Annotated in this window: 11 protein-coding genes; 1 reads left to right on the forward strand and 10 read right to left on the reverse strand. The window is 66.7% G+C overall.

The genetic code is table 11. The features are described from left to right. Nucleotides 1-102: 102 nt before the first annotated feature. The 10 genes from KUW00_RS01770 to KUW00_RS01815 all read right to left on the reverse strand — a co-directional run bounded on the left by KUW00_RS01770 (nt 103) and on the right by KUW00_RS01815 (nt 12,242). On the reverse strand, nt 103-1,284 hold the full coding sequence (locus KUW00_RS01770) for an ATP phosphoribosyltransferase regulatory subunit (protein ID WP_045993099.1): 1,182 nt from the start codon (nt 1,282-1,284) through the stop codon (nt 103-105). Nucleotides 1,285-1,557: 273 nt separating this feature from the next. After that, nucleotides 1,558-2,460, reverse strand: a complete 903-nt coding sequence (gene hflC, locus KUW00_RS01775) for a protease modulator HflC (protein ID WP_045993098.1) — start codon at nt 2,458-2,460, stop codon at nt 1,558-1,560. Further along, nucleotides 2,461-3,705, reverse strand: coding sequence for an FtsH protease activity modulator HflK (hflK, locus tag KUW00_RS01780; protein ID WP_045993097.1), 1,245 nt, complete (start codon nt 3,703-3,705; stop codon nt 2,461-2,463). A gap of 253 nt (nt 3,706-3,958) precedes the next feature. Next, nucleotides 3,959-5,275: a ribosome rescue GTPase HflX gene (gene hflX, locus KUW00_RS01785; protein WP_045993096.1), complete on the reverse strand. Its 1,317-nt coding sequence runs from the start codon at nt 5,273-5,275 to the stop codon at nt 3,959-3,961. Between the two features lie 18 nt (nt 5,276-5,293). After that, nucleotides 5,294-5,539, reverse strand: a complete 246-nt coding sequence (hfq, locus tag KUW00_RS01790; RefSeq protein ID WP_045993095.1) for an RNA chaperone Hfq — start codon at nt 5,537-5,539, stop codon at nt 5,294-5,296. A gap of 132 nt (nt 5,540-5,671) precedes the next feature. Further along, nucleotides 5,672-6,649, reverse strand: a complete 978-nt coding sequence (gene miaA, locus KUW00_RS01795) for a tRNA (adenosine(37)-N6)-dimethylallyltransferase MiaA (RefSeq protein WP_222568110.1) — start codon at nt 6,647-6,649, stop codon at nt 5,672-5,674. After that, nucleotides 6,649-8,751 (reverse strand): DNA mismatch repair endonuclease MutL, encoded by a 2,103-nt coding sequence (gene mutL / locus KUW00_RS01800; RefSeq protein WP_222568111.1) that lies wholly within the window; start codon nt 8,749-8,751, stop codon nt 6,649-6,651. The genes miaA and mutL overlap by 1 nt, the downstream gene beginning before the upstream one ends. Then, nucleotides 8,748-10,184, reverse strand: a complete 1,437-nt coding sequence (locus KUW00_RS01805) for an N-acetylmuramoyl-L-alanine amidase (RefSeq protein ID WP_108131638.1) — start codon at nt 10,182-10,184, stop codon at nt 8,748-8,750. The genes mutL and KUW00_RS01805 overlap by 4 nt, the downstream gene beginning before the upstream one ends. Before the next feature lie 20 nt (nt 10,185-10,204). Next, entirely contained in the window at nt 10,205-10,711 is a 507-nt protein-coding gene (gene tsaE, locus KUW00_RS01810) for a tRNA (adenosine(37)-N6)-threonylcarbamoyltransferase complex ATPase subunit type 1 TsaE (protein WP_222515538.1), read from the reverse strand. Next, nucleotides 10,692-12,242 carry an NAD(P)H-hydrate dehydratase gene (locus KUW00_RS01815; RefSeq protein ID WP_222568112.1) on the reverse strand — a complete coding sequence of 517 codons (1,551 nt, stop codon included), beginning with the start codon at nt 12,240-12,242 and terminating at the stop codon, nt 10,692-10,694. The genes tsaE and KUW00_RS01815 overlap by 20 nt, the downstream gene beginning before the upstream one ends. A 130-nt stretch (nt 12,243-12,372) precedes the next feature. Between KUW00_RS01815 and queG the strand changes: the two genes are divergently transcribed. After that, nucleotides 12,373-13,473 (forward strand): tRNA epoxyqueuosine(34) reductase QueG, encoded by a 1,101-nt coding sequence (gene queG / locus KUW00_RS01820; protein WP_045993091.1) that lies wholly within the window; start codon nt 12,373-12,375, stop codon nt 13,471-13,473. Nucleotides 13,474-13,520 lie beyond the last annotated feature (47 nt).

Here is a 13,520-nt window from a genome sequence, read left to right on the forward strand (position 1 = left end):
TCGTCTCTTCTTGGTTGCGCCTTGGCGCCACAGTCGATTAAAGCGCCACGCCCCGGCGCCCCGGTATTGCTTGCCAGACAGTGCCAGGCACTGCCGATCGGATCATGTCGCCAGCGGTTCGAGCACCCAGCGCTGGTCTCGGGCCACCAGCTGCTCGCTGCAGCCGTGTCCTGCCGCGCGCTGTCCGGGCAGCCCCTGGATCACCCGGCGCCCCTGACGCCTCAAGGCCTGAACCGCCTCGTCGAGGCCCTCGGCGTCACCTTCCGCCGGCGCCCAGACGCTGTCGCTGGCGGCCTCGCTGGAGGCCAGCGTCGCCAACAGCTTCAGATCCATCGAGAAGCCGGTAGCAGGCCTGGCGCGACCGAAGGCACGGCCGGTGTCGTCGTAGCGCCCGCCCTTGGCCAGGGCTTGACCGTACCCCGGCACGTAGGCGGCGAACATCATGCCGGTGTGGTACTGATAGCCGCGCAGCTCGGCCAGGTCAAAGTAGCAGGCCACTTCGGGGTGTTCGCGATGCACGCCCTGATACAGCTCGCACAGCTTGTCGAGGGCGTCGTTGACCGCCTGGGGCGCCTCGGCAAAGGCTTCGCGGGCCTGGTCGAGCACCTCGGGGCCGCCGTGCAGCTCGCCCAGGGTGCGGAACATGGCCGCCAGAGCGGGATCGCTTACCGCCCTGGACACCTCTGCCTCGAGCTGCCCCGGCGACTTCAGCGCCAGCGCCGCGGAGATGGCGTATTCGGCCTCGGCGTCGAGCTCGGCGACCTCGACCAGGTTGCGGTAGATGCCGACGTGGCCAAGCGCCAGGTGCACCTCGCCGGCGCCGGAGGCCGAGAGGCTCTCCAGCGCCAGGCGCAGGATCTCGAGATCCGCCGCCAGGCTGGCGCTGCCGAACAGCTCGACACCGACCTGGACCGGGCTGCGCCCGCCCTGATGCTTGTCGGCCTTGGCTCGCAGCACATTGGTGCAGTAGCACAGACGCACCGGCCCTTCGCGCTTGAGCGAGTGGGCATCGATGCGCGCCACCTGCGGCGTGACGTCGGCGGTCACCCCCATCATGCGCCCGGTGAGCTGGTCGGTGAGCTTGAAGGTCTGAAGGTCGAGATCGGTGCCGGTGCCGGTCAGCAGGGAGTCGAGAAACTCCACCGGGGGCGGCATCACCTGGTCGTAACCCCAGAGATGGAAGAGGTCGAGCAGCGCCCGGCGCAGCTCCTCCATACGACTGGCCTGAGGTGGCAGCACCTCGTCCATGCCGTCGGGCAGGAGCCAGCGGTCAGCGATGGTCATGTCGATATCCTGCTTGGTCGATATCTTGCTTAGACGGTGGGCCTGGTCCGCGCGCACGCAAAACCTCGCGCACTGGTGAAATCCGGGAACTCATCTCGGAGCGGTCTCGGAACTTCTGGCGTGCTGGCGAATGCGTCGGACGGAACGATGTCGGGAATGACGGCCACAAAAAAACCGGGCCACGCCCGGTTTACCGATTCTATCACGTTTGGCCGCCAGTTGAACCCCGCAAGGGCGGCATTCGCCCTTGCGGTCGGCGGCTAGGGGCCACCGCTAGCCCTGGGGCTGGCTGCCAGCTCCCTGGGGATCGGCGCTCTTGAGGTAACGGAAGAAGTCGCTGGAGGGATCCAGCACCATCATGTTGCCCTCGCCGGCACCGAAGGAGTCGCGATAGGCGTTGAGGCTACGCCAGAAGCGATAGAACTCGGTATCGCCCTCGTAGGCGTCGGAGTAGATACCGGCGGCCTCGGCGTCACCCTCACCACGCAGGGTCTCGGCACGCTCGTTGGCCTGGGCCAGCAGTACCTGACGGCGGCGATCGGCGTTGGCGCGAATCCGCTCGGACTCCTCCTGGCCCTGGGCACGCCACTCGCGGGCCTCACGCTCACGCTCGGAGCGCATGCGATCGTACACCGCCGAGGACACGTCCTCGGGCAGGTCGATACGCTTGACCCGCACGTCGAGGATGGCCACCCCGATCTCTTCGCGCATCAGCTTGTCGAGCTCCTCGGTGGGGCCGGACATCAGCTCGTCACGCTTCTCGGAGATGATCTGCTGCAGGTTCAACTGGCCGAACTCGTTACGCAGGCTCTCGTCGACCCGCGGCTGGATCAGGCGCACCGCCATCAGTTCGTCGCCGGCCGTGGCCTCGTAGTAGCGAGTGGGGTTGACCACCTGCCACTTGACGTAGGAGTCCACGATCACCGCCTTCTGCTCCTGGGTCAGGTAGCGGCTGGCGTCGGTGTCCAGGGTCAGCACCCGGGTGTCGAACTTGCGAATGGTCTGGGTGATCGGCACCTTGACGTGCAGGCCCGGCTGGATATTTTCCTCGATGATCTCACCGAAGCGCAGCTTGACCGCACGCTCGGTCTCGTCGACCACGTAGAGGCTGTTGCTGGCCAGCCAGGCGGCGGCGGCCAGGCCGCCGACGATGAGCAGGGATCGATTATTGATCATTTAGCGACCCTCCCGCTGAATACCGGTGTCACGACCGTTGCGGTTCGAGCTTGAATTGGAGGCCGCGTTGGCGGACTCGGCACGGATGCGCTCCAGCACCTGCGGATCGAGCTGATTCTCGGCGTCGGCAGCGGTGGACGTGCCCAGACCACGGCCGATACGGTCCATCGGCAGCACCATCAAGGGGCCATCCTGATCGACGTCCACCAGTACCTTGTTGGTCTGGCCGAGCACCTCGGAGATGGCGTCGAGGTAGAGACGCTCGCGCATCACCTCGGGGGCATTGCGATACTGGGTCAGCAGTGCGGTGAAGCGGTTGGCCTGACCACGCGCCTCGGCGACCACTGATTCGCGGTAACCCTGGCCCTGCTCGACGATACGCTGCGCCTGACCCTGAGCCGCCGGAATAATGGCGTTGGCGTAGGCCATGGCCTGGTTGATCGTGCGCTGACGATCCTCGCGGGCACGGATGACGTCATCGAAGGCGTCCTGCACCGCATCGGGCGGCGAGGTGGACTCGACGTTCAGGGTCACCAGACGGATACCGGTACCGTAGTTGTCCAGGTAGGTCTGCAGACGGCTGGTCACGGCACTGCCGAGGATCTCACGACCCGAGGTCAGGATGTCGATCATGTCGGTGCCACCGACCACGTGACGCAGCGCCGAGTCGAGGGCGTTTTCCAGCGACAGCTCGGGATCACGCACGTTAAGCACGTAGTCACGCGGCGCTGCCACCTGGTACTGGGCCGAGATCTCGACCGAGACGATGTTCTCGTCCTGGGTCAGCATCGACTGGGTCTGGCTGACCGAGCGCACGCGGGTAACGTTGACCATGCGCACGTCGTCGATCAGCGGCGGATTCCACTGCAGACCCGGGGTGACGACTTCCTGGAACTTGCCGAAGCGCAGTACGACGCCACGCTCCGACTGGTCGACCAGATAGAAGCCGCTGGCCGCCCATACGGCGAGACCGATGATGATCAACAGTCCCGGCAAGGCGAAGGTATTGCGCGGGCGATTGCCGCCGCCCTTGCCGCCATCCTTGCCACCGCCGCGCTTGCCGCCGCGGCCGCCGAGCATGCCATTGAGCTTGTCCTGAAACTTCTTCAGGGCCTCATCGAGGTCGGGGGGACCCTGATTGTCGCCACCGCGGTTGCCACCGCCCCCATTACCGCCACGGCGCCCCCCGCCACTCCAGGGGTCGTGCTGGTTGCCGTTGCCGCCACCAGGCTCATTCCAGGCCATACGTCGTCTCCACTCTGTGCCCCCGCCTAGACGAGGCGCATCGATTGCGATCCTTGGAAAACACTGCATACATTGCTGCGCTCGGCATCTCGGCCGCCGGCGGTGCTCAAGGTTCTCATTTAACCCTGTGTCAACTCCGACCTTTGCGCTCCGGCGGCGACCGAACTGTCGTCGCTCGCGACATTTCTTCAGTGCTTTCCTTGTGGCGTCACCATCCGGGCGACGCTCTTGCCGACCCGTCAGGCGGGTCGGTTCAGGCTTCCCAGACGTCGCGTTCCTGCAGCGCGACGGGAAGGTAATCGGCGGCACGCTCGCCAAGGCGTGCCATCAGCTGATTGAAGTCACGACGCGGCAGACGCACATCCAGCTGCGTCTGGCCGTCCTCGTCGAAGGACTCGTCGCGCACGGCATTCAGCTCATGCAACGCCGCGCGCAGCTTGCCCTGCTCCGGCGTCAGGGTCAGCGAGAAGTCGATGATGTCTTCCGCCAGCCGCTCGGTCAGGGCCTGGGTCAGCAGGTCCAGTCCCAGCCCCTTCTGCGCCGACAGCCACACCGTCTGCGGTACCCCGTGCTCGTCGCGCTCGATGCGTGGCGAACTGTCGAACAGGTCGATCTTGTTCATCACCTTGAGCGTCGGCACGTCCAGCGCGCCGATCTCGTCGAGCACCGCCTCCACCTGGGTGACGTTGAGCTCACGATCAGGATCCGCTGAGTCGATCACATGCACCAGCAGGCTGGCCTCGGCGGCCTCCTGCAGGGTGGCACGGAACGCCTCCACCAGCTTGTGCGGCAGGTGGCGGATAAAGCCCACCGTGTCCGCCAGCACCACCGGCCCCACGTCCTCGACCTCAAGACGCCGCAGCGTAGGGTCGAGAGTAGCGAAGAGCTGGTCCGCCGCATAGACCTCAGACGCCGTCAAGCTGTTGAAAAGCGTTGACTTGCCGGCGTTGGTGTAGCCCACCAGCGAGACGCTGGGAATCTCGGCACGCGAGCGGGCGCGGCGATTCTGACTGCGCTGACTACGCACCTTGTCCAGGCGCTTGTGGATCGACTTGATGCGCGCACGCAGCAGGCGGCGGTCGGTCTCGAGCTGGGTTTCACCCGGACCGCGCAGGCCGATACCGCCCTTCTGGCGTTCCAGGTGGGTCCAGCCTCGCACCAGCCGCGTGGACATGTACTCGAGCTGGGCCAGCTCCACCTGCAGCTTGCCCTCGTGAGTCCGCGCCCGCTGGGCGAAGATATCCAGAATCAGGCCCGTACGATCGAGCACACGACACTTCAGCGTCTGCTCGACGTTGCGTTCCTGGGAAGGACTGAGCGCGTGGTTGAAGATCACCAGCTCGGCCTTGTGTACCGCCAGGGCCTCGCCGATTTCCTCGAGCTTGCCCGACCCCACGAAACTCCTGGGGTCGGGTCGTTGCCGCGAGCCGGTCACGAGGGTTGCGGGTTCGGCACCCGCCGACCTCACCAGCTCGTGGAACTCACCGGGATCTTCGCGCTCCTTCTCGTCCTGAAAGTCGATATGGACGAGTACCGCCGTTTCACCGGCGTCGGGACGTTCAAAAAACAATCAATACCTCACGAAATATCAGCTCTCCGGCTGCGCAGCGGGATCCTGGGCCGGCAGACGCACATTGCGTGACGGCACCACCGTGGAGATGGCGTGCTTATAGACCATCTGGCTGACGGTGTTGCGCAGCAGGATGACAAATTGGTCAAAGGATTCGATCTGGCCCTGCAGCTTGATGCCGTTGACCAGGAAAATCGATACCGGAATGCGCTCCTTGCGCAGAATGTTCAGGTACGGGTCTTGAAGGGACTGCCCTTTGGACATGTTGCTCTCCCTGAAGTGTCTTAGGGTTTTAGGTTATGGTGCCGCCCGCCGAGGTCTTCAAGACGGCGGGCGACAGGTATTCGGTTGTTCGGCGGGACCCTGCAAGTGGTCGCACGAACTCGTTATCTTACGCTAAGTCCCCGCTTCGCGCACGAGTTTCACGAGGCGCTCGGCGGGGTCGGCCGCCAACGGGTCCACCCAGGTCAGCGCAGGCCAGCTACGCATCCAGGTCAGCTGCCGCTTGGCCAGCTGACGCGTCGCCACCACGCCACGATGAATGAACGTCTCACGATCAAACTCGCCATCCAGGTACTGCCATGCCTGACGATAGCCCACGCTCTTCATCGATGGCAGCGACAGCGTCAAATCGCCACGCGCCTTGAGCGCCGCCACTTCATCGAGAAATCCGCCGTCCAGCATGGCGTTGAAGCGCCTGGCGATTCTCTCGTGCAGCACGGAGCGCTCGGCGGGAGCGAGCCCTATGGACAGCAGACGAAAGGGAAAGGTTTCACGACGCTGCTCATTCCACAGCTCGCTCATCGGCCGCCCGGACAGCTCGAACACTTCCAGCGCCCGCATCAGGCGCTGAGGATCATTGGGGTGAATGCGCGCGGCCGACTCGGGATCGACCTCGGCCAGGCGGCGATGCAGCGCCTCGAGGCCGTCCTGCTCGGCCTGCCGGGACAGGCGTTCACGCACGGCGCTGTCCGCCGAGGGCAGGTTGGCGACCCCCTCGACCAGGCGCTTGTAGTACATCATGGTGCCACCGACCAGCAGCGGCAGCCGGCCACTGGCGGCGATATCGTGCATCTCGGCCAGGGCATCGTCGCGAAACTCCGCCGCCGAGTAGGCCTGGGCCGGATCACGGATATCGATCAGTCGATGGGGCGCCCGGGCGAGTTCCTCGGCCGAGGGCTTGGCCGAGCCGATGTCCATGCCGCGATAGATCATCGCCGAATCGACGCTGATGATCTCGCCACCCAGGCGCTCGCGGATCTCGATGGCAAGATCGGTCTTGCCCGCCGCCGTGGGGCCCATCAGCAGCAGCGCCAGCGGTCGGTCGTCCTGCGCGGGCGGCCTGGCCGCGGCCGGAGCGTCTGTCGGCGCCATCATTGCCCTCGCAGAAACAGCCGGTCCAGATCCTTGAGGCTCATCTGGGTCCAGGTGGGGCGGCCGTGGTTGCACTGGCCGCTGCGCTCGGTGCGCTCCATGTCACGCAGCAGCGCGTTCATCTCGGCAATGGTCAACTGGCGATTGGCGCGTACGCTGCCGTGGCAGGCCATGGTCGACAGCAACTCGTTGATGTGGGCCTCGATGCGATCGGAGCGGCCGTAGCGCTCCAGGTCCGAGAGCATCTCACGCACCAGCGGTTCCACGTCGGCATCGGCCAGCAGCGCCGGCACCTGGCGCACCAGCAGGGTCTCTGGACCGGCGGCATCGAGTTCGACACCAAGCCGGGTGAAGGCTTCGCGCTCGCGCTCGGCGGTCTCGACCTCGGCGGCACTGACCGCCAGCGACACCGGTACCAGCAGCGGCTGGGCGTCCAGCGCGCCACCGTGGACCTGGGTCTTCATGCGCTCGTAGACGATGCGCTCGTGGGCCGCGTGCATGTCCACCAGCACCAGCCCCTGGGCGCTCTGGGCCAGAATGTAGATGCCGTGCAACTGGGCGATGGCGTAGCCCAGTGGCGGCGCCTGGGTGGCGTCGTCTTCCGGCATCACCTCAGGCGTCGACGAGGTGAGCGATGCGCCGCCGACCCCGGCAGGGGACTCACTAGCCGCGCCAGCGGCGCCGGGCCAGGTTCTCGGCGTGGGGCTATGGCGCTCGGCCTGGGCCGTGCCGGCGGCCAGACCGCCGGCGCCAGGGCCTCCTGGCTGCGGCGTCAGCAGGCTGTCTTCGTGGTCCGGGTGCAGCTTGCGGTAGCCGTCCATGAAGGCGCGCACCCGGTCCGGGGTGACACCGCCCTCGCCCTCGTCGCGGCGCGGGTGCAGCGCCATGGGCTGCTGCTGCCAGGAGGGCTGTTGCTGAGACGGGTGTTGCCCAAGGTTTCCGCCCTGGGGAGCCGGTTCGCGGATCTCGCCGGTCTCGGGGTCGACGTCGAGGCCGTCGCTTTGGACGCTTGCCTGCTGCTGCGATGACTGACCATCCTGATGCCCTGCGCGGGCCTCGCCCAGCGCCCGGTGCAGGCTCGAGAACAGAAAGTCGTGGACCATGCGCCCGTCGCGAAAGCGCACCTCGTGCTTGGTCGGGTGGACATTGACGTCCACCACGGTGGGGTCCACGTCCAGATAGAGCACGAATACCGGGTGGCGACCATTGAACAGCACATCGCGGTAGGCCTGGCGGATGGCGTGGGCCACCAGCCGGTCGCGCACCACCCTGCCATTGACGAAGAAGTACTGCTGGTCAGCCTGGGCGCGGGAGTGGGTCGGTAGTCCCACCCAGCCCCACAGGCGCAGACTGCCGGTGGCGATATCCAGGGTCAGGGCATTGTCCAGGAAGTTCTTGCCCAGCAGCGAAGCGAGACGTCGCTCCACCGCGTGGTCATCCCGTGCCACCGGCAACTGGTGGATGGTCTTCTGGTTGTGGCGAAGGGTCCAGCCGATGTCGAAGCGCGACAGCGCCTGGCGCCGAAAGGCCTCCTCGACATGGTTGAACTCGGTCTTTTCGGTACGCAGGAACTTGCGCCGGGCCGGAGTGTTGAAAAACAGATCACGCACCGCCACCGAGGTACCACGCGGATGGGGTGCCGGCGTGACGCGGGGCTCCATGCGCCGCCCTTCGGCCACCACCCGCCAGCCGCCCTGAGGGTCCTGCTCGACGTTGGAGGTCAGTTCCAGTCGCGACACCGAGCTGATCGAGGCCAGCGCCTCGCCGCGAAAGCCGAGGCTGGCGACGCCCTCGAGCTCCTCCAGCGACAGGATCTTGCTGGTGGCGTGTCGTGACAGCGCCAGCGGCAGGTCCTCCTCGCCAATACCGGAGCCATCGTCACGGATCCGGATCAACCGGGCACCGCCGGACTCGATGTCCACCTCGATGCGGGTGCTGCCGGCGTCGATGGCGTTCTCGATCAGCTCCTTGACCACCGAGGCCGGGCGCTCCACCACCTCGCCGGCGGCGATCTGGTTGGCCAGCCGGGGGTCGAGAATCTTGATCGAGCGGCGCTGTGACACCTGGACGCCAGGCTCGCTCTCACACGGGATATCACTCATGAACTGGGAATCCTCAACACCTGGCCGACGCGAATGACGTCCCCGGACAGCTCGTTGACCTGCTTGAGCGCGCTGAGCGCCACGCCGTGACGCGAGGCGATGGCGGACAGGGTGTCGCCTGGCTGGATGCGATACTCGTTGGTAGCGGTGGACCGCCCCTGATCGCGCTGCCAGGCCAGCAGGCTTGCCGGTGGCGGGTTGCGCTCGAAGTGCGAGCGGATGCCGCCGAACACGGCGCTCATCATCCGCTGCTGGTAGCCGCCGTCCTTGAGTCGTCGCTCTTCCTCGGGGTTGGAGATAAAGCCCGTCTCCACCAGCAGCGAAGGAATGTCCGGAGACTTCAGCACCACGAAGCCGGCCTGCTCGACCCTGGGCTTGTGCAGGTCGTTGATGCGTCCGATGCGACTGAGCACCTCATCGCCGATGGTCAGGGAGTCATTGAGGGTCGCGGTCATGGTCAGGTCCAGCAGCACGCCCCTGAGCACCTGGTCCTTGTCGTCCAGCGACAGGTTGCCGTCGACCCCGCCGATCAGATCCGAGCGGTTCTCGCTGGCCGCCAGCCACTTGGCGGTCTCCGAGGTGGCTCCGCTCTGGGACAGCGCGAACACCGAGCTGCCGTGGGGACGCGGACTGTTGAAGGCGTCGGCGTGAATGGAGACGAAGAAGTCGGCCTTCTGCTCGCGGGCGATCAGGGTGCGCTGACGCAGCCCGACGTAGTAGTCGCCGTCGCGGATCAACACCGCCTTGAAGCCGGGGGAATCGTTGATCATGCGCGCCAGGCGATCGGCCATCTGCAGCACCACGTCCTTCTCGCGGGTACCGCTCGGGCCCAGCGCGCCGGGGTCCTCGCCACCGTGCCCAGCATCCACGGCGATGATGATGTCGCGCTTGGGATGGGGCTGAGCGGTGTCGATCACCGGAGCTGCCTCCACCGGGTCACGGCCCTCGGCCACCGCCACGGTCTTGGCCCGCTCGGCGGCGATCTCCTGCTCACGGATCATCGACTCGATGGGATCGATGGGGTCTTCCACCGCGCTCTCGCCGGGGTACTCCAGATCCACCACCAGACGATCGCCGTACTGGTTGTTGGGCGCCAACGAGAAGTGACGCGGCTCGATGGCACGGCTGAGTTCGAGCACCACGCGCAGGTCGCCGCCATCGCGCACGCCGGTTCGCACCGAGCTGATGGCGCTGTTGGACAGGTCCATGCTGGCAGGATCGGCGGCCAGACTGGTGCCACTGAGATCGATGACCAGCCGACGCGGGTTGTCGAGCTCGAAGACGTTGGCGGTGGCCGGCGCCGACAGGTCGAACACCAGCCGTGAGTGATCCGGCGCGGCCCACAGGCGCATGTTGTCCACGCTGGCGGCCTGGGCAAGGCTCGAAAGCGTAAGGCCCAGTGTGGCCACCAACGTCAATAGACCAGCACCCATACGGGCCGGAAGGCGACGCCTCATGCCTTGCCTCCCGCCAGTCGTTGATCGCGGGAGACTTCGTCTTCCAGGCGTGTCAGCAGCGCTTCGCCCAGGGTCGTGGCGGCGCTGATGCGCGCCTCGCGCCCTTCTGTCTCGGCGTGGCTTAGCGCCACCTCGAGATCCGGCGGCGTCAGCCAGCCCTCGCCGCGCTCGGCCCACTCCACCAGGCACAGATGCCCCTCGGCGAGCAGATCGCGCCCACCGATGAACTCAAGCTCCTCGGGATCGCCCAGGCGGTAGAGGTCAAAGTGGTGCAGCGTGACCGGCTCCCCGTCCAGCGAAAGCTCGTAGGGCTCCACCAGGGTATAGGTAGGACTCTTCACCGCACCTTGATGGCCGTAGGCGCGCAACACACCGCGAGCCAGGGTGGTCTTGCCGGCCCCCAGCTCTCCCGACAGGTGGACGCGTCCTCGTCCTTGCAAGGCCCGTCCCAGGCACTCCCCCAGTGCGACCTGGCGGTCTTCATCATCGAGTCGCAGCTGCATCTTCCTCGCCCATCGTCGGATTGACCAATTTTCGTGCACAGGATGCCAGATCGCTGGCCAACAGACCACGCTCACCGCCCTCTCTCGCCGCCATGTCACCGGCCAGGGCATGCACCAGCACGCCCAGCCGCGCGGTGCGTTCCAGTGACCAGCCCGGGGCCTGGCCCTGGGCCATCAAGCCAGCCAGCACACCGGTCAGGGTATCGCCCATGCCGCCGCTGGCCATGCCCGGGTTGCCGAAAGGACACAGCGCCAGGCCGTCTGGACCGGCGATCAGGGTACCGGCTCCCTTGAGCACGATCACCCCGCCCCAGCGTTGCTGCAGGGCGCGCGCGGCACCGGGGCGGTCCGCCTCGACCTCGGCCACGCTGGTCTCGAGCAGGCGTGCCGCTTCTCCCGGGTGGGGGGTCAGGATCCAGTCGTCACGCCGCTGATCGGCAAAGCGGCTGACCAGCAGATTGAGGGCATCGGCGTCCAGCACCAGCGGAATCGAGCGCTTCAGCGCGGTCTGCAGCACCGATTGGCCCCAGCTCCCCTGGCCAAGCCCTGGCCCCACGGCGAGCACACTCAGGCGATCCAGCAGCTCATCGAGTTCGCTGGCATGGGTCACCCCACGCGCCATGACCTCGGGGCAGCGCACCAGACTGGCACCGACGTGTTCCGGCGCGGTGGCCAGCAGCACTCGGCCAGCGCCCACCCTGGCGCAGGCCTCTGCCGCCAGCAGCGCCGCCCCGCCGAACCCGGGTGCGCCACCGAAGATGCCGGCGAATCCGGCGGCGCCCTTGTGCATGTCGCGCTCACGCGGAGGCAACGCCAGGTTCACCAGGCTCGACTGCAGGCGCCAGGCGGTGGGCGCGATATCGTCGTGGGCCAGGGCGTCCACCCCCAGTGATTCCACCACCACCTCGCCGGCCAGGGCGGCGCCACGCCCGGTGTGCAGTCCCAGCTTGTCGGCGATGAAGGTCACCGTCATCACCGCCCTGACCGCCATGCTGGGCTCGGCACCGCCGTCGGCGGTGATGCCCGAGGGAATATCCACCGCCAGCACCGGGCACCGGCTTTCATTGATGGCGGCGATGGCCGCGGCGTAGGTCGGACGCAGGTCGCCGGCAAAGCCGGTACCGAGCATGGCATCGACCACCACGTCCCCTTCCACGCGCAATCCTTCTCGCCATTCGATAAAGCCGACCCCGGCGTCGTCGGCCATCTCGGCCGCGCGCAAGGCGTCACCCTTCAGGCGTTCACGCGGGGTCAGGGAAATGCGCTGCACCTGGCGCCCTTCGGTCGCGGCCAGCGCTGCCAGCACATGGCCGTCGCCGCCGTTGTTGCCGCCACCGCAGAACACCGTCAGCGACTTGGTCGCCGGCCAGCGCGCCTTCAGCCAGCGCCAGGCGACGCCGGAGGCCCGGTGCATCAGGGCGAAGCCGTCGCTCTCGCCGGCGATCGCCCGTCGGTCCAGCTCGCGTACCTGCTCGGCGGTGTACAACGGAGTCTGTCCTGGCTCAATCACGCCGCCGTCCAAGATGTCCATGCGGTTCTCCCTTCGATCGTGATGGTCTACCATGGCGGTCACTTCCTTCCCTATGAAGTCTAAGCCCTTCTCCTCTCGCGCCAAGCGCAGAGCCGGGCTGTCTTGCCATTTGCCGGGTATGTCCTCATTTATGTCTGCATCGTCCCCGTCCACCGACGTCGACTTCAACGACCTGGCGGCGCGCATCCGCACCTGGGGGCGGGAGCTCGGCTTCCAGCAGGTCGGCATCACCGACGTCGACTTGAGCGACGACGAGGCTCACCTCGAGCGCTGGCTGGAGGCAGGTTTCCACGGCGAGATGGGCTTCATGGCCAAGCACGGCACCAAACGTACCCGTCCGGCCGAGCTCGAACCCGGCACCATCAGGGTCATCAGTGTGCGCCTGGATTATCTGCCGCCGGAGGTGGAGACCACCAAGGTGCTGGGACAGCCCAGCCGCGCCTATGTGTCACGCTATGCCACCGGGCGTGACTACCACAAGCTGATGCGCAAGCGGCTACAGCGCCTGGCAAAGACCATCGAGGCGGAAGTCGGGGACTTCGGCTACCGCGCCTTCGTCGACTCGGCCCCGGTGATGGAGCGCGGCCTGGCGCGCAAGGCCGGTATCGGCTGGTTCGGCAAGAACGCCATGCTGCTCAATCCCAGAGCCGGCTCGATGTTCTTTCTCGGTGAGCTTTACACCGACCTGCCGCTGCCGGTGGACGAGCCATTCGAGCAGGAACACTGTGGCAGCTGCAGCGCCTGCCGCACCGCCTGCCCTACCGGCGCCATCGTCGAGGACAAGGTGGTCGACGCCCGCGCCTGCATTTCCTACCTGACCATCGAGCTGTTCGGCGCCATTCCCGAGCGCTATCGCGAGGCTATGGGCAATCGGGTGTTCGGCTGTGACGATTGCCAGTTGGTGTGCCCCTTCACCCGCTTCACACGGGCAAGCAGCGAACCTGACTTCGCGCCGCGCCACGATCTCGACCGGGTGGAGCTGCTGACCCTGTTCGGCTGGAGCGAGGAGGAGTTTCTCGAGCGCACCGCCGGCAGCCCGATTCGTCGTATCGGCTACGAACGCTGGCTGCGCAACCTGGCGGTGGGGCTCGGTAACGCCCCCTGGAGCGCCGCCATCGAACGCGCCCTGCTCACCCGCCTGGCCTATCCCTCCGAGCTGGTGCGTGAGCACGTACGCTGGGCGCTCGCCCGCCAGCGCCAGCGGCGCGCCGAGCTGATCACCTCTGCTTGAGCGCCTCGAGCTGAGCGCCTCGAGCTGAACGCGCCCCTCGCCTCGAC

Source organism: Halomonas sp. DP5N14-9 (assembly GCF_019802175.1).
In the GTDB taxonomy this organism is placed as follows: Bacteria; Pseudomonadota; Gammaproteobacteria; order Pseudomonadales; family Halomonadaceae; genus Halomonas; species Halomonas litopenaei.

What these genes read in the sequence shown, in the direction of transcription:
- hfq (WP_045993095.1), bottom strand. Translation starts at nt 5,539, where the DNA reads ATGTCCAAAGGGCAGTCCCTTCAAGACCCGTACCTGAACATTCTGCGC.
- miaA (WP_222568110.1), bottom strand. Translation starts at nt 6,649, where the DNA reads ATGGCGCCGACAGACGCTCCGGCCGCGGCCAGGCCGCCCGCGCAGGAC.
- hflK (WP_045993097.1), bottom strand. Translation starts at nt 3,705, where the DNA reads ATGGCCTGGAATGAGCCTGGTGGCGGCAACGGCAACCAGCACGACCCC.
- KUW00_RS01815 (WP_222568112.1), bottom strand. Translation starts at nt 12,242, where the DNA reads ATGGACATCTTGGACGGCGGCGTGATTGAGCCAGGACAGACTCCGTTG.
- queG (WP_045993091.1), top strand. Translation starts at nt 12,373, where the DNA reads ATGTCTGCATCGTCCCCGTCCACCGACGTCGACTTCAACGACCTGGCG.
- tsaE (WP_222515538.1), bottom strand. Translation starts at nt 10,711, where the DNA reads ATGCAGCTGCGACTCGATGATGAAGACCGCCAGGTCGCACTGGGGGAG.
- hflC (WP_045993098.1), bottom strand. Translation starts at nt 2,460, where the DNA reads ATGATCAATAATCGATCCCTGCTCATCGTCGGCGGCCTGGCCGCCGCC.
- KUW00_RS01805 (WP_108131638.1), bottom strand. Translation starts at nt 10,184, where the DNA reads ATGGGTGCTGGTCTATTGACGTTGGTGGCCACACTGGGCCTTACGCTT.
- KUW00_RS01770 (WP_045993099.1), bottom strand. Translation starts at nt 1,284, where the DNA reads ATGACCATCGCTGACCGCTGGCTCCTGCCCGACGGCATGGACGAGGTG.
- mutL (WP_222568111.1), bottom strand. Translation starts at nt 8,751, where the DNA reads ATGAGTGATATCCCGTGTGAGAGCGAGCCTGGCGTCCAGGTGTCACAG.